13 protein-coding genes are annotated in these 16,100 nt (G+C 64.7%); all 13 read left to right on the forward strand.

Translation table 11 applies throughout. From position 1 onward, the window contains the following. Positions 1 to 52 precede the first annotated feature (52 nt). Genes rfbF through E6C76_RS08990 form a run of 13 tightly spaced genes read left to right on the forward strand, consistent with a single transcriptional unit; the run spans position 53 to position 16,095 of the window. Positions 53 to 823: a glucose-1-phosphate cytidylyltransferase gene (gene rfbF / locus E6C76_RS22250; protein ID WP_211090169.1), complete on the forward strand. Its 771-nt coding sequence runs from the start codon at positions 53 to 55 to the stop codon at positions 821 to 823. Beyond that, the gene (gene rfbG / locus E6C76_RS22255) at positions 805 to 1,869 is read left to right on the forward strand and encodes a CDP-glucose 4,6-dehydratase (RefSeq protein ID WP_230976210.1); all 1,065 of its coding nucleotides are present in this window, start codon (positions 805 to 807) and stop codon (positions 1,867 to 1,869) included. Before rfbF ends, rfbG begins: the two co-directional genes overlap by 19 nt. Continuing rightward, positions 1,866 to 3,191, forward strand: a complete 1,326-nt coding sequence (gene rfbH / locus E6C76_RS08940) for a lipopolysaccharide biosynthesis protein RfbH (RefSeq protein WP_136347882.1) — start codon at positions 1,866 to 1,868, stop codon at positions 3,189 to 3,191. Before rfbG ends, rfbH begins: the two co-directional genes overlap by 4 nt. A gap of 19 nt (positions 3,192 to 3,210) precedes the next feature. Beyond that, on the forward strand, positions 3,211 to 4,716 hold the full coding sequence (locus E6C76_RS08945) for an N-acetylneuraminate synthase family protein (protein WP_136347883.1): 1,506 nt from the start codon (positions 3,211 to 3,213) through the stop codon (positions 4,714 to 4,716). 4 nt (positions 4,717 to 4,720) lie between these two features. Next, a complete protein-coding gene (locus tag E6C76_RS08950; RefSeq protein WP_136347884.1) occupies positions 4,721 to 6,556 on the forward strand; it encodes a thiamine pyrophosphate-binding protein in 1,836 nt (611 codons plus the stop codon). 28 nt (positions 6,557 to 6,584) lie between these two features. Further along, on the forward strand, positions 6,585 to 7,658 hold the full coding sequence (locus tag E6C76_RS08955) for a glycosyltransferase family 2 protein (RefSeq protein WP_136347885.1): 1,074 nt from the start codon (positions 6,585 to 6,587) through the stop codon (positions 7,656 to 7,658). Further along, positions 7,655 to 8,761: an SDR family oxidoreductase gene (locus E6C76_RS08960; RefSeq protein ID WP_211090170.1), complete on the forward strand. Its 1,107-nt coding sequence runs from the start codon at positions 7,655 to 7,657 to the stop codon at positions 8,759 to 8,761. The genes E6C76_RS08955 and E6C76_RS08960 overlap by 4 nt, the downstream gene beginning before the upstream one ends. 25 nt (positions 8,762 to 8,786) lie before the next feature. Further along, positions 8,787 to 10,274: a radical SAM protein gene (locus E6C76_RS08965; protein WP_168734295.1), complete on the forward strand. Its 1,488-nt coding sequence runs from the start codon at positions 8,787 to 8,789 to the stop codon at positions 10,272 to 10,274. Then, positions 10,271 to 11,569: an FkbM family methyltransferase gene (locus E6C76_RS08970; RefSeq protein ID WP_136347887.1), complete on the forward strand. Its 1,299-nt coding sequence runs from the start codon at positions 10,271 to 10,273 to the stop codon at positions 11,567 to 11,569. The genes E6C76_RS08965 and E6C76_RS08970 overlap by 4 nt, the downstream gene beginning before the upstream one ends. 10 nt (positions 11,570 to 11,579) lie before the next feature. Next, the gene (locus E6C76_RS08975) at positions 11,580 to 12,728 is read left to right on the forward strand and encodes an FkbM family methyltransferase (RefSeq protein ID WP_168734296.1); all 1,149 of its coding nucleotides are present in this window, start codon (positions 11,580 to 11,582) and stop codon (positions 12,726 to 12,728) included. Further along, on the forward strand, positions 12,718 to 13,995 hold the full coding sequence (locus E6C76_RS08980; protein WP_168734297.1) for a class I SAM-dependent methyltransferase: 1,278 nt from the start codon (positions 12,718 to 12,720) through the stop codon (positions 13,993 to 13,995). The genes E6C76_RS08975 and E6C76_RS08980 overlap by 11 nt, the downstream gene beginning before the upstream one ends. 30 nt (positions 13,996 to 14,025) lie before the next feature. Next, the gene (locus E6C76_RS08985) at positions 14,026 to 15,006 is read left to right on the forward strand and encodes a glycosyltransferase family 2 protein (RefSeq protein WP_136347890.1); all 981 of its coding nucleotides are present in this window, start codon (positions 14,026 to 14,028) and stop codon (positions 15,004 to 15,006) included. A gap of 6 nt (positions 15,007 to 15,012) precedes the next feature. Continuing rightward, the gene (locus E6C76_RS08990; RefSeq protein ID WP_136347891.1) at positions 15,013 to 16,095 is read left to right on the forward strand and encodes a glycosyltransferase family 2 protein; all 1,083 of its coding nucleotides are present in this window, start codon (positions 15,013 to 15,015) and stop codon (positions 16,093 to 16,095) included. Positions 16,096 to 16,100 lie beyond the last annotated feature (5 nt).

Raw genomic sequence — 16,100 nt, forward strand, 5'->3', positions numbered from 1 at the left:
CTCCAGTGACTTCAAAAAATATCGTCCGGCATCCTTCCATCGGGTATCACCCATGAAATGCGTCATCCTCGCCGGCGGCTTCGGCACCCGGATCAGCGAAGAATCCCATCTCAAGCCCAAGCCCATGGTGGAGATCGGCGGGCGTCCGATCATCTGGCACATCATGAAAGTGCTATCCACCCAGGGCATCCACGAGTTCATCGTCTGCCTGGGGTACAAGGGCTATCTCCTCAAGGAATACTTCGCCAACTATTTCCTGCACATGTCGGACGTCACCTTCGACATGCGCAACAACCAGATGGTCGTGCACAACAAGCACGCCGAGCCCTGGCAGGTCACCCTGGTGGACACCGGCGAACACACCATGACCGGCGGCCGTCTGCGCCGCATCCGCGACTACGTCGGCACCGACACCTTCTGCTTCACCTACGGCGACGGGCTGGCCGACATCGATCTGGCGGCGCTGCTCGAACACCACCGCGTGCACGGCTGCCACGCCACCGTGACGGCCGTGCAGCCGCCCGGGCGCTACGGTGCCCTGACCCTGGAAGGCGAGCGGGTGAGCGGCTTCCAGGAAAAACCGCTGGGGGACGGCGGCTGGATCAATGGCGGTTTCTTCATGCTGGAACCCACGGTCTTCGATTACATCGACGGCGACCACATCATCTGGGAGCAGCAGCCCATGCAGCGCCTTGCCGTCGAACGGCAGCTCGCGGCCTACACCCACCGCGGCTTCTGGCAGGCCATGGATACGGTGCGCGACAAGGCTTACCTGGAACAACTCTGGCAGGACAAAAGGGCCCCGTGGCGCATCTGGGACTGAACGCCGGCTTCTGGCACGGCCGCCGGGTGCTGGTCACCGGCCATACCGGCTTCAAGGGCGGCTGGCTGAGCCTGTGGCTGCAAACCCTGGGCGCTGAAGTCCATGGCTTCGCGCTGCCGCCCGGCACGCAACCCTCCTTGTTCGAGGCGGCCGGCGTGGCCGGCGGCATGGCCCACCGCATCGGCGACCTGCGCGACGCCGGAGCGATACAGGCAGCCCTGTGCGACGCCCAGCCGGACATCGTGTTCCACCTCGCCGCCCAGCCGCTGGTGCGCGAGAGTTACCGCGACCCGGTCGGCACGCTGGCCACCAACGTCCTGGGCAGCGTGCACCTGTTCGAGGCCATCCGCCAGGCGCCGAGCGTGCGCGCGCTGCTCGTGGTCACCAGCGACAAGTGCTACCAGAACCAGGAATGGCCCTGGCCTTATCGTGAAAACGAGGCCCTCGGCGGCCGCGACCCCTACTCCGCCAGCAAGGCCTGCCAGGAAATCATCACCGCCGCCTGGCGTGATTCCTTCCTCGGCGAGCGCGTGGCCGTGGCCAGCGCGCGCGCCGGCAACGTCATCGGCGGCGGCGACGGGTCGGCGGACCGCCTGATCCCGGACGCCCTGCGCGCCTGGAGCGCCGGGCAGGCGCTGCAGCTGCGCTACCCGCAAGCCGTGCGCCCGTGGCAGTACCATCTGGATGCGCTGGCCGGCTACCTGATGCTGGGCGCGGAACTGCTCGCCGGCAGGGGCCACGGCGCATGGAATTTCGGCCCCGCCGACACCGACGCGCTCACCGTCGAAGCCGTGTTGCAAGCCCTCGCCCGTCACTGGGGCGACAACCCCGGATGGCGCTGCGAACCGTCCCCCCAACCCCACGAAGCCGGCATGCTGCGCCTGGACAGCAGCAAGGCCCGTCAAGAATTGGGCTGGCGCAGCCGTTATGGTGTGGACGACAGCCTGGCCGCCATCGCCGCCTGGCATCGCGCCTGGCAGGCCGGCACGGGCATGCGCGCCTTCAGCCTGCGGCAGATCGACGACTATCAGAATGCAGAGCAATGACCGCTGACAGGCACACAGACCCCGCGCGCGCGCAATTGCTGGAACAGGTCCGCCAGTACGCCGAGCACGGCGCCCGGGTGGCGCCCTTTCGCCCCGGCATCGATCCGGTCCCGGTGTCGGGCAAGGTCATCGGCGCGGACGAAATCGTCAACATGGTCGACGCCGGCCTGGAAGCCTGGCTCACCACCGGGCGCTTCAACGACCGTTTCGAGCAGGACCTGGCCCGCTACATCGGCATCGCCGGCGCACGCACGGTCAATTCCGGCTCGTCGGCCAATCTGGTGGCGCTGGCAACACTCTGTTCGCCCAGCCTCGGCGAACGCGCACTGCGCCCCGGCGACGAGATCATCACCGTCGCCGCCGGCTTCCCCACCACCGTCAATCCCGCGTTGCTGTACGGGCTGGTGCCGGTGTTCGTGGACATCAGCCTGCCCACCTACAACATCGACGTCGACCAGCTCGAAGCCGCGCTGTCGCCCCACACCCGCGCCATCATGCTGGCGCATACGCTGGGCAACCCTTTCGACCTCGACGCCGTCACCGCCTTTGCCCGCAAGCACGGCCTGTGGCTGGTCGAGGACTGCTGCGACGCGCTGGGCACCACCTGGCGCGGCCGCCATGTGGGCACCTTCGGCGACCTCGGCACGCTCAGCTTCTATCCGGCCCACCACATCACCATGGGCGAAGGCGGCGCCTTCTTCGCCAACGATGCCAGGCTGCTGCGCATCGCCGAATCCATCCGCGACTGGGGCCGCGACTGCTGGTGCCCGCCGGGGCGCGACAACACCTGCGGCCAACGCTACTGCTGGAAGCTGGGCGACCTGCCCGAGGGCTACGACCACAAGTACGTATATTCGCAGCTCGGCTACAACCTGAAGATCTCCGACATGCAGGCCGCCTGCGGCGTGGCGCAGCTCCAGCGCGTGCCCGAGTTCGTCGAGCAGCGCCGGCGCAATTTCGCCTACCTGCACGAGCGCCTGCGCGCGATCGAAGAGCACCTCATCCTGCCGGAAGCCACCCCGAACAGCGATCCCTCGTGGTTCGGCTTCCTGCTCACGCTGCGCAATCCGGGCGAGACGCGCCGCGCCGACCTGCTCGACTACCTGAACCAGCATAAAATCGGCACCCGCCTGCTGTTCGGCGGCAACCTGCTGCGCCAGCCCTATTTCCGCGACCGTCCGCACCGGGTCGCCGCGCCGCTGGACAACACCGAGCGCATCATGCACCACACCTTCTGGGTCGGCGTGTACCCCGGCCTGGACACCGATAGGCTGGATTACCTCGCCGACACGCTGTGCGGCTTCTTCGGCCACGGCTGGTAAGCACGTATCGAGGACCATCATGACCGCAGCCCCGCTTTTCATCTTCGAACTCGCCAACAACCACATGGGCAGCGTCGACCACGGCCTGCGCATCATCCGCGAGTTCGGCCAGGTCGCGCGTGAGTTCAGCCGCGACCACGCATTCCGCTTCGCCTTCAAGCTGCAGTACCGCGATCTGGACAGCTTCGTCCACCCGGACTACCGCACGCGCACCGACCTGAAGATGGTCAAGCGTTTCATGGAGACTCGCCTGAACGACGCGGACTTCCAGGCGCTGGTCGCGGAAATGCGCGCCAACGGCTTCACGCCGCTGTGCACGCCCTTCGACGAGCCTTCGGTGGCGACCATCGAGCGCCACGGCATCGACTGGATCAAGATCGCCAGTTGCTCTTTCACCGACTGGCCGCTGCTGGAGCGCATCGCCGCCTCCGGCAGACCGGTGATCGCCTCCACCGCCGGTGCCGACCTGGAAGACATCGACCGCGTGGTGAGTTTCTTCGAGCACCGCCAGTGCCCGCTCAGCCTGATGCACTGCGTGGGCGAGTATCCGACGCCCCACGCCCACTACCATCTGAACCAGATCGACGTGCTGCGCCGGCGCTACCCGCAGGTGCCCATCGGCTACTCCACCCATGAAGACCCGGACGACACCCTCGCCGTGCAACTGGCCGTCGCCAAGGGTGCGCGCCTGTTCGAGAAGCACGTCGGCGTGCCCACCGCCGAGTGGCCATTGAACGCCTACTCCGTCACCCCCGGACAGGTGCGCGCCTGGCTTGCCGCCGCGGCCAATGCCTTCGCCCTGTGCGGCCCGCAAGGCGGACGCCACACCGCCGGCACGGCCGAGCGCGACAGCCTCGACGGCCTGCGCCGCGGCGTGTTCGCCCGCCGCCCCCTGCCGGTCGGCACCACGCTGCGCGACGAGGACGTGTTTTTCGCCTTCCCGCCGCAGCCAGGGCAGTTGCTCGCCAACGACTGGTCCAAGTACGCCCGCCACGTGACCACGGCGGACGTGGCCGGGAACGGCGCGGTGCTGCGTACGCAACTCGCCACCACCCATCTGCGCGAAAAGGTGCAGGACGCGGTGCGCAAGACCAAGGCCCTGCTCGAAGCCGGCCATGTGGTGATCCCCGGCCAGTCCGACCTGGAAATCTCCCACCACTACGGCATGGACCGCTTCAACGAATTCGGTCTGGTGATGATTACGGTCATCAACCGCGAATACTGCAAGAAGCTGATCGTCATGCTGCCGGGGCAGACCCATCCCGAACAGCACCACCTCAAGAAGGAAGAAACCTTCCTGATCCTGCACGGCGAAATCCGCATCACCCTCGACGGCGAGGCGCGCACCTGCCGCGCCGGCGACGTGGTGGTGGTCGCGCGCGGCGTGCGCCACGAATTCCACACCGACACCGGCGTGGTCTTCGAGGAATTGTCGTCCACCCACTACCCGGACGACTCCTACTACACCGACCCCACGATCCAGCACAATCCGCAGCGCAAGACGCTGCTCACCTACTGGATGTAAGCCGATGAGCCAGACGATACGCGTCGCCGACTACCTGATGGCCGCCCTTGCCGAGCACGGCGCCGAACACGTCTTCCTGCTGCCGGGCGGCGGCGCCATGCACCTGAACGACGCGCTGGTCTGCGAAAAGCGGCTGGTGCCCGTACCCTGCCACCACGAGCAGGCCTGCGGCATCGCCGCCGAAGCCTGGGGCCGCGTGCGCGAAACCTTCGGCGTGTGCATGGTCACCACCGGCCCCGGCGCCACCAACGTCATCACCCCGGTCGCCGGTGCCTGGATCGAATCCGTGCCGATGATGGTGATCTCCGGCCAGGCCAAGCGCGCCGACCGCCTCGCCGGCCGACCGCTGCGCCAGGGCGGCGTGCAGGAAGTCGACATCGTGCCGATGGTGCGCTCGGTGACCAAGTACGCCGTCACCGTCGACGATCCGCAGCAGATCCGCTACCACTTCGAACGCGCGCTGCACGCGATGCGCAGCGGCCGCGCCGGCCCGGTCTGGCTCGACATCCCGCTCGATGTGCAGGCAGCGCCGATCGACCCCGACACGCTACCCGGTTTCCCCCTCCCGCCCCGGCCGGCGCCGGATCTGGCCGGGCCGTGCGCCCGCATCGCCGAACTGCTCGCCGATGCCGAACGCCCCCTGCTGCTCGCCGGGCACGGCGTCAGGCTGGCCGGCGCCGCGCGGGATTTCGCCCGGCTCGCCGAAGACCTGCAAATCCCGGTGACGACCACCTGGAACGCCCTCGACCTGCTGCCCTGGGAACACCCGCTCAACGTCGGGCGCCCCGGCGTCGTCGCCCTGCGCGCTGCCAATTTCGCCGTGCAGAACTGCGACCTGCTCATCAGCATCGGCTGCCGGCTGGACAACATCATCACCGCCTACAATCCGCGCGGCTTCGCCCGGGCCGCCAAAAAGGCCGTCATCGACATCGACCGCAACGAAATCGACAAGCTGGACATGGCCATCGACATCGGCCTGGAAGCGGACGCCCGCGACTTCATCGCGGCCCTGTCGGCGAACCGGCCGGCGGCCGGGCAGCGCGACCGCGCGGCGTGGATCGCCTGCTGTGCGGACTGGAAACGGCGCTACCCGGTCAACGACGGCGCCTCCTTCCCGAACGCCGGCCCGATCGACCACTACCACTTCGTCTCGGCGCTCTCCGACGCGGCGCCGCCCGACACCATGATCGCCACCGGCAGTTCCGGCCTGGCCGTCGAGGTGTTCTACACGGTTTTCCGCAACAAGCCGGGGCAGCGCGTCTTCCTGACTTCCGGCCTCGGCTCGATGGGCTACGGCCTGCCGGCGGCGATCGGCGCCTGCCTGGGCAACGGTGGCCGGCCGATGATCGCCGTCGAAAGCGACGGCAGCCTGCAACTGAATCTCCAGGAACTGGCCACCCTGGCCGCGCACCGGTTGCCGATCACGCTGATCGTCATGAACAACGGCGGTTACGCCTCGATCCGCAACACGCAGCGCAACTACTTCGCCGGGCGCCACGTCGGCACCGGCCCGGAAGCCGGCCTGCTGCTGCCGCCACTGGACAAGCTGGCGGCCACCTACGGGCTGCCCCACCTGCGGATCGCCGACGCCGGCGAACTGCCCCGCCTCGGCGAACGGCTCGACCGGCCCGGTCCGTGCCTGATCGAGATCGTCCTGACGCCCGAGGAAACGCTGCGCCCGAAAGTCGCGGCGCTCCCGCAGGCCGACGGCGGCATGCTGTCCATGCCGCTCGAAGATCTGTCGCCGCTGCTTCCGCTGCAAACGCTGGAAAACGAAATGCGGGTGCCGCTGCTGCCGGCATCCCGCCAGGCGCGCGCCGGCGGCGAACGCCAACCCTGATCACCCACCCACCACGACGAACACGGCAATGGCCCTCAACCCACGCTTCGGCAACCCGCGCAAGCCCCTGGTCAGCATCCTGATCTTCAACTACAACTATGGCCCCTATTTGCGCGAATGCTTCGACAGCGTGCTGGCACAGACCTACGACAACATCGAAATCTGCTTCTCGGACAACGCCTCGACCGACGAATCCTGGAACATCGCGCTCGAATACCAGGCCCGCCATCCGAACGTCATCTTCATCGCCAGAAATCGCCGGAACTTCGGCCCGGACGCCAATTTCTCGAACTGCTGGGGCAATGCCCGCGGCAAATATTTCGTCGAACTGTGCTCGGATGATGCACTGCTGCCCGATTTCGCCGAACGCTGCGTGCGGGTCATGGAAAGCGACCGGGAAATCGCTTTCACCCTCGTCCATCGCGCCATCCTGGACGAGCACGGCGAGCGGCACGAGGAACCGCCGTTCTACAACACCAGTTGCCGGATCGAAGGGCCGGAGCAGGCCGCTGTTTACATGATGGCCGCGGTCAACCCCGCCATATCGCAAATCATGTACCGGAAAGCCATAACTCACGGCAAGAGCGTGGTCGGCGGCCTGGCCGCGCGCTGGTACGGAACGCGCATCATGGATTTCAACATCTGCTGCGACTTTCCCATCGCCTACGTCAAGGAACCCTTGATGCTGCACCGCATGCACCTGGCCAACGATTCCTTCGGCGCAGCGAGCAACATGATGGAAGTCATCGGCCCCTACGTGCTCAACCACCAGTTCGCCGACACCGCCAACGCCTACGGGCACCAGAAGGTCGTCGATCGCCTGCCGGCCTCGATCGAGAAAGTCGCCGGGCTGGCGTTGCGCTACAGCGTGCGCGCCCTGCTGGCAGGCCACGAACGCAACGCGCGCCGCTACCTGGACATGGCGACCGCCTTCTGCCCGGAGATCCGGGACAACGAAACCTGCATCCGCCTGAGCCGCTACTGGACGCTCCAGAAACCGGAAGAACGTCGCGACATCCTCGACACGCTCGCCATCCAGGACAATCTCGTCACCCGCTCGGTTTCCTACGACCCGCCGCCCGGCAGCACACCCCTGCCATGAATCCCGCATCGATTTCCGGCCAGCCGGCCGGATGCCTCTGCTTCTTCGGCGTCGGCGCGCTGCTCGAAGCCTGCTTCGAGCAACTCGTCATGGCGGCGGGGCGTCCCCCGGACGTGCTTTGCGACAACTCGCCGGACAAATGGGGCCAGCGCTTCCGGGGCATCCCCTGTGTCGCGCCCGGCGACATCCCGGCCGCAGCGGAAGACACACTCGTCGTCCTGTGCCTGCGCAACTACGAGGCACCGCTCGCCCAGCTGCGCGCGCTGGGATACCGCCATGTCCGGCTGGCCTGTTTCGACCGGGGCTATCATCGCCTCTCGGCCCTGCGCGCCCTGGACGAAACACTGCCGGACACCCCGCCACCGCTCTCGCCCCGTGGCCGCCGGGCACTGGTCACGGGCGCGACGCGCGGCATCGGCCGGCAGATCGCCCAGGCCCTGGCGCAAGCCGGCACCCACCTGATCTGCCACGGCCGCACCGAAGCGGCGGCCATCCAGGCATGCCGGGCCGTGGCGTCATACGGCATCGAGGCGCTGCCCGTCGCCGCCGACCTGGCGGACGCGGCAGCGACCGACCGCCTGTGCCGATGGCTCGCCGACCTCGCCCCGCCCGTCGACATCCTCTACAACAACGCCGGCATTTCCCCCCCCTGCCCGGAAGGCTTCTGGAAACAGGACGGCAGAGAATTCGCCTCGTGTTACGCGGTCAATGCCATCGCACCGATCAGAATTTGCCAGACGCTGATTCCCGGCATGCGGGAAAGGGGCTTCGGGAGGATCGTCAATGTCTCCAGCAGCATCCAGAAACGACCGGACGAAATGGCCTACGCCTGCAGCAAGGCGGCGCTGGACAAGTTCGTCCATGATCTCGCCCCGACGCTGGCCGGCAGCGGCGTGATGATGAGCCTGCTCGACCCCGGCTGGCTGCGCACCGACATGGGTGGCGCCAACGCACCGCACGCCGTCGACAGCGTCCTGCCGGGCGCGCTGCTCGGCGCCGTCGTCGATGGCGACGTCAACGGCCGCTGGATCAGCGCCCAGGATTACCGGGGGCTGTCCCTGGAAGCGGCCATACACAAGGCATTTTTCATCAGAGCCTGCTAAGGGCCCCACAGAGAGCGACGACACCATGGCTGACAACGAAAAAAAACTGGTCAAATCCTGCCCGAAACTCGAAAGCGGCCTGCGGCTCGGGCAGGAAGGCATCCACGCCTGCCAGCTCGGCCCGTTCTCGTCGCCGATCTACTGGACGGCGGAAGAAGCCGCCAGCACGACCATCACCCGCGAAATGATCGCCGAAAAAAGGCGATGGATTTTCGACCTGCTCAACGACGATCACAGCGAAACGCCATGCAAGCACTGCCACATGGTCGTCCTGAAAGAACCCGAGGAGGTCCGTTTCGACCGGCTCGGCCACATCGACCTGGCGGCAACGACGACCTGTAACCTGCGCTGCACCTTCTGCGGCTACACCCAGCAAGACTCGTTCGCCGAGGCCCAGTACGACGCACTCACCGTACTTCGCCTGTTCGAACCCGAGGACGTCGTCTGGGACGCGGCCGTCGACTTCAACGGCGGCGAACCGACCCTGCTCAAGGATTTCGACGCCTACATCGACTACTTCGCCTCGCGCCGGATTCGGGTCTTTCTGTACACCAATGCCGTCATCTACAAGCAGTCGGTCTACGACGGTCTGGCCAAGGGCACCATCCGCTGGGTCTGCGCCTCGCTCGATGCCGGCACGCCGTCGACCTACAACGCGCTCAAGAAAAGCAAACGCTACACCGATGTCCTCGAAACAATCACCCGCTACGCCCAGGCCGGCAACCAGGGAGGCGGCCAGCTCTCCGTCAAGTACATATTCTGTCAGGATAATTGCGGCGACGACGACGTGGTCGGTTTCACCTACGCCATGCTGGCGATCCGGCCGCAGGAGGTTTGGCTGACCTTCGATTTCGACCCCCTGTGCAACCTGCCCGGCGATTGCGCCGACTTCGGCGGGCACGACTACACCCGGCATGTCGCCGCCTATGCAAAAACCTATCTCATGCTGGAAAAGCACGGGCTGAATGCCGTGCATTTCCCCGAAAAACACCTGGCCGTGGTCAGCCTGCAAGGCAAGATGCTTCTCGAATCGGCAAAGGCGGAAATCGCCCGTTCGAGGAAGGGCCCGCGTCACCCCACCATCAATCTCCGCCTGGAGAATTTCCGCGACGCCGATGGCGCGCGGGCAGCCGGCGAGGCCGCCGGATTCTCGGTGTCGCCATTGCGCATCCGTCCCCCCGGGCAGGATTGGCAAGCCATATCGCTGGCCGGGAAACGCCTGGCCCTGGCACCGGCATGCACATTGGCACGGCGGCTGCTCGCGCATCCGGAACTGGCCGGGGCCGAGATCGTCGGATTCTTCGATCGCGACACGGTGCTGCACGGCAAGCAGATCGACGGCGTGACGGTCTATCCCTACGCGCAACTCGCCGAACAGGCGCCCGACCTGGTCATCGTGGCAGTACCCGAACACCACCGCAAGGACATCGCCGCCACCGTGGCGAAACACCTGGATCGCGCCGCCGAAATCGCAGTTTTCGAAGAACATTGCGAGGAGCAGACGGGGTCATGAACGACATCCTGTCCCGGATCAGCGGAATCGTCGACGCGGCGGCGGGCACGCCGGGCTTCCTCGAAGCCGTGTTCGGTGAGCACCTCGGCGAGGCGCGGAGCGGCCGGATGCCGGTCGTCGTCTTTGGCGCCGGCGGACTGGGCCGGGAGATGAACGACACCCTGCGCAAGCACGGTATCGCCGCCGTCGCGTTCTGCGACAACGGCCCCGGCAAGGCCGGCACGCGGGTGGATGAGCTACCCGTGATTTCCTTCGCTGATCTCCGGGCCCATCACCGCGACAGCCTGGTCGTCATCGCCGCACTCCGGCATCGGGACTCGATCGCCCGGCAACTGCGCGAAGCGGGCTTTCCGGATGCCCACATCCGCTGCCAGGACGACACGGCAGACTTCATCTACATGTACGCCACGGTCGGTACTCAAGCCCTGTTCCAGATCCACGAAGCACAATGCAGGCCGCGGACCTGCCTGGAACGCTTCATCGACGACCAGGCGCTGATCGCCGATGCCCACGATCTGCTCGATGACGAAAAATCGAAGAAATTGCTGATCGCAAAACTCGCGCTCATGGCCTCGGCAGGCAACTTCTCGCTATTCAGCGATTTCATCCGCAACTTCAGCGAACCCTACCGGGATTTCGGCCTGACCGGCTACGAAGGCACACCCGAGGACCATTATTATTTCAACAGCGATGTCCTCGCACCGGAAAACGATGAAATTTACGTCGATGTCGGCGCCTACGACGGCGACACCATCGTCACCTTCGCGGAAGCCTGCCGCGCGCGCGGCATCACCTGGAGGAAGGTCATCGCCTTCGAGCCCGATACGGCCTGTCATGACCGCTTGCTGCGCACCGCGGCCGCCTATCCTGAAGTACATTGCCAGCCACTGGGCGTATGGTCGAACACTTGCAGGCTGCGTTTCCTGTCTTCCGGGACGGCGGTGCACGACCAGGCGGCAGCGATTGCCAGCAACGGCGACGTAGACATCGAAGTCACCAGCCTCGACGATTTCCTGGCCGGTGAACGGGTCACCCTCATCAAAGCGGACCCCGGTGGCAACATCATTCCCGAAGTACTTCTCGGTGCCCGGGAAACCATCCGACGGCATAAACCAAAACTGGTGATCGGCGCTTACCACGGCGTCGCCTCGATCTACGCACTACCCATCCAGATCAAGGCGCTATGGCCCGGATACCGCATTGCGCTGCGGCACAACACCTTGCACCTGTGCGACACAGACTTGTATGCCGTCCCCGAATGGGCGGGAGAAGAAGAAAGACATGAGCATACCTGACGATCCACGCTTGGCGCTCGTTGCCGCATTCGAATCGATCCCGTCGCCCGCCGGGCTCAACCTCGCCGACGGCGTCCTCGACAACCGGCCCATCGTTCTCTACGGCGCCGGCGAATGCAGCCACTGGTTCCACGAGATCGCCATGAAGCGCCACGGCTGCCGGCCAGTCGCCGTTCTCGACCGCCGTTTCGCCGGCGGCGGCGAATGGCAGGGCATTCCCGCCCATGCGCCGGAAAACTGCCCCCTAGACGCCGAAACGCGGCGGCAAGCGCGCGTCGTGATCTGCGTCGGCAATCGTGCCCTGCACGACGAAATCCGCGCGACGCTGGCGGCCATCGGACTGCACGACGCCGTATCGCTGCACGACATCTACGAGATCCACAACCCCTTCGACGAACCGCCCGAGGCCGGACTGCGCGGCCCTGCTTTCTTCCACGAGCAGCGGGCGGAGATTCTCGCGGCCTTCGACCTGCTCGGTGACGAGGAAAGCCGGCGGGTGTTCCTGAGCGTACTGCGGACCCACATGCACCGCAGGCCGGAGGCGATTCCCCTGCGTCCCAGGGAAGAGCAGTATTTTCCCCGCGACGTTCCGCTCGGCCGGGGGCACACGCGCTACGTCTGCTGCGGCGCCTACGATGGCGACACCGTCCGCCTGTTGCACGCGACGCACGGCAAGGTCGACACCATCGCCTGCTTCGAGCCGGAGCCCCATATCTACCACCGCCTGATCGACTATCTCGAAAGGGAAGGAGACGCCCTCGCCGACCAGATCCTGACCTGGCCCTGCGCGGTCTACGGCAGCGCCGGCCAGAAACCCTTCATGCCGGGCGATGGCCTGGGCTCCCGCCTTGCCGCGGCGGGCACGGCACAGGCCCAGTGCGTAACGCTAGACCAGGCCCTGCCGGGGATGAACCCGACCTTCATTTCGATGGACGTCGAAGGCGCCGAACCCGAGGTGCTCAAGGGGGCGGAAGGCTTGCTGCGGCGATGCACGCCCGACCTGGGCATCTGCGTTTACCACTCGGCGGCGCATCTCTGGGAGATTCCGCGCCAACTGCACGCCCTGGGGCTGGGCTACCGCTTCCACTTGAGGAACTATACGGGTTTCTGCATAGAAACCGTGCTGTATGCCAGCGCAGGGGAAAAGCATGAAGGATGAATCCGGGCAAAACCGTTTTGCCGGGGCGGAAGCACTGCTTCATGACGTTTCCGGGCTGCTTTGGCATGCCCCCAGAGAAGCCGTCGAGAAGCGCCTCCCGCCCACCGAGGGAGAACACGATTACACCATCGGCATGACGGTGGAAGAATCCGCCTTCATTTGCGGTCTGATTCGGGAAAGAAAACCGCAAAAGATTCTTGAGGCCGGCGTCAACAAGGGCGGTACCACCGCCGTCATTCTCCAGGCACTCGAAGAGATCGGCTCGAATTCCGCGCTGTACTGCGTGGACCTCAATCCCGAGATCGAAGTCCGGAACACGATGGCAATCTTCCCGGAATTTTCCGGACGGGCGCGCCTGATGCTGGGCAGGGATGTTTCCGCGTTCCTGGAAGAAATCGGTGGCGACATCGATTTCTGTATTCTGGACACGGCCCACTACCTCCCCGGAGAAATCCTCAATTTCCTGTGCATCCTGCCCTACCTGAAAGATGGCGCGACCGTCGTGATTCATGACCAGACGGTGTTTCTCGAGGCTGACCACCCATTTGTCCAGTACATCGGCCCGGCTTCGATCATTGCCTGCCGCGTTCTGTTCGACTGCATCATCGGGGAGAAACTGGTTCCCAATTTTGCACGGGGCGAAAACATCTCCATCCCCAACATCGCCTCGCTGATCATCACCCGCGAAACCAGGAAATACATCGGCAACCTGCTTTCATCCCTGATGCTTCCGTGGCGCTTCCTGCCCGATAGGAAGATGATCGACGATGTCTCGACATGCCTGAGAAAAAACTACCCGAAGCATTATGTCGATTATTTTTTCGAGGTCGTCCAAAGACAGCTCGACTACCACCTGAGGACCGGAAAACCCAACCAGCATTACTGGGAAACAACGCTGAAGAATCTGCAAACCCGCTTCCGCCCCGAACAGATCGCCTTCTACGGTGCCGGGGATTACTGCCGCAAACTCCTTGCATCGGTCATTCCCGCCAACCTGCATCCGGGCAGGATATTCGACAGATCCCCGGGGACCGATACCCTGGCCGGAATCCCCGTCCTGTCCGCCATGGACCTGCGTTCAGGAAACCGGCAAGGTGAAACATCAGCGATCGTCATCACCAGCAATGCGCACCACGCGGAAATTTACGCCGAACTGCTCGACGCGGAACTCGGCATTGAAATCATCGACCCATTCAACCCCTACAGGGATCCGGAGCGTCTGTCCTTGCCAAGCCATGGCGTGCAATGCACGAATCCAGAATGGTGAAACCCGGCCATCCGGAGCAGATTGAACCTCATGACGAAACATCCCTCCCCTTCCGCGACCAGCGTAGCGCACGCCTCCGCAGCGCCACGGGTCTCGATCATCCTGCACTGCAGGAACCACGGGAAAACGCTTGCCCGCTGCCTTGACAGCCTTCTTGCGCAGAGCCACCCGAACATCGAAATCATCGCGTACGACTTTGCCTCGACGGACGACACCTGGCAAATCGTCACGGACTACCAGGACAGGCATCCAGGCATCATCACCGTGCTGCGCATCCGCAAGGATTACTTTCCGGATGCCCTGGTCGAGCATCTGCAGAACGCCCGCGGGAAATACGTCATGAGATTTCATGGCAACGCCGTGCTGCATTCCGACCTGATCGAAACATGCCTCCGGCAGATCGAGGCGGAAGCGGACGTCGCGCTGGTGAGGGTGCGCACCATGCGGCTCGATGAACAGGGCGGACAGATCCCCGAAATGCCTTTGTACGATCAGTCCGGTACCGTATCCGGGGACGAGCATCTCGTACGATTATTGATGGAAGCCCCCTCCCCGTTCTCGAACGTCTGCCTTTTCAATACCGACATCCTCAAGCTGCACGGCGGCCATTCGAATCACTACACGGAACTGCTGCTGGCACTGAAATACAGGGCCGGATACCTGCTCGATCCGTGGCTTCTCTTCATCAGGCCGGAAGCGGACGAGGAAGGCGACGAAAGCATCATCGATCACTACATCCGGCTCTATCTCGACAAACGCCGGATCGCCACCCACATCGCACAATGCGGCACGGGCTGCCCGGAAGATGCCTGCGCGGCATCGATCATCCAGCTCGGACGGCACCTCCTGCACGAAAGCGGGGCCGCCCGCGCCAGGGGGCAGGACGCCCTGTCCGGAAGGCTGGCGCATCTCGCCGCAACGATTGCGCCAGCCGTCGGAGCGGAGGCATGCTTTGAGGCCGCCACATCTCCGGCGGACCATTCATTCACGCCTCGCCCAAAGGCGGATTGAGCCGGAATGATGAACCGTAGCCGAACCTCCCGGAGCCGTACCGCCGACCCTCTCGTCAGCATCCTGGTCTTCAACTACAACTACGGGCGATACCTGCGAGCGTGTTTCGACAGCATTCTCGAGCAGCGCTACCGGAATATCGAGGTCTGCTTTTCCGACAATGCTTCTTCGGACGATTCCTGGGAGATCGCCACGGCCTATCGCCGGAAATATCCGGACATTTTCAACATTGCGCGCAACCGCCTGAATTTCGGTCCGCACGCGAATCTGGCCAACTGCGCCTTCTCGAAACGAGGGAAATATCACCTGCAGCTTTGTTCCGACGACATGCTCGAAGCGGACTACATCGCCCGTTGCGTCGACGTCCTCGAAGCCCACCCGGCATGCGCCTTCGCCATGGTCAACCGCTCGATCATCGACGACCGGGGCCACCTGACTCCGGAAGCCCCGTTCTACGACCGTTCGTGCATCATTCCCGGAGCGGGCCAGGCCGAGGTTTACATGATGGCGGCGGTCAATCCCAGCGTTTCGCAAATCATGTACGTTTCGGGCAAATCCGCCGTCCACGGCAAGGACGTCTCCCGGGAACTGGCCGGGCGCTGGTACGGAACCCGGCTGCTCGACTTCCACCTGTGCTGCAACTACCCCATCGCCTACATCAAGGACGCGCTTCTTCGACACCGGCTGCACGCCGAAAACGATTCGCTGAAAGCCGCCGGAAGCCTGCTCGAAATTCTCGGCCCGTATGTGCTGAACCAGCAATTCGCCGAAACAGCAGGCACCTATGGACTGCAAGGGGTTCGCAACCGGCTGCCGGACTCGACGGAGAAACTGGGCAAGCTGTGCCTGAGATATTGCGGCAAATTCCTGGTCGCCGGCGATGAAACGACGGGGGCACGCTATTTTCATCTTGCGGCGGCCCTCTCTCCGGGCATCAAGTCCGAGCCCATCCATGCCCTGATTTCCGGCTACTGGGACGGCTCGGCAACGGACAGGAAGAAAATACTGAATGAATTGAAATCCGAGCTGAATTTCATCAGCCGGCAAATATCGTATGCCCCGCCGGAAGGCAGCATTACCTTGCCATGAACCTC

This window comes from Pseudothauera nasutitermitis, assembly GCF_004801295.1.
Taxonomy (GTDB): domain Bacteria; phylum Pseudomonadota; class Gammaproteobacteria; order Burkholderiales; family Rhodocyclaceae; genus Pseudothauera; species Pseudothauera nasutitermitis.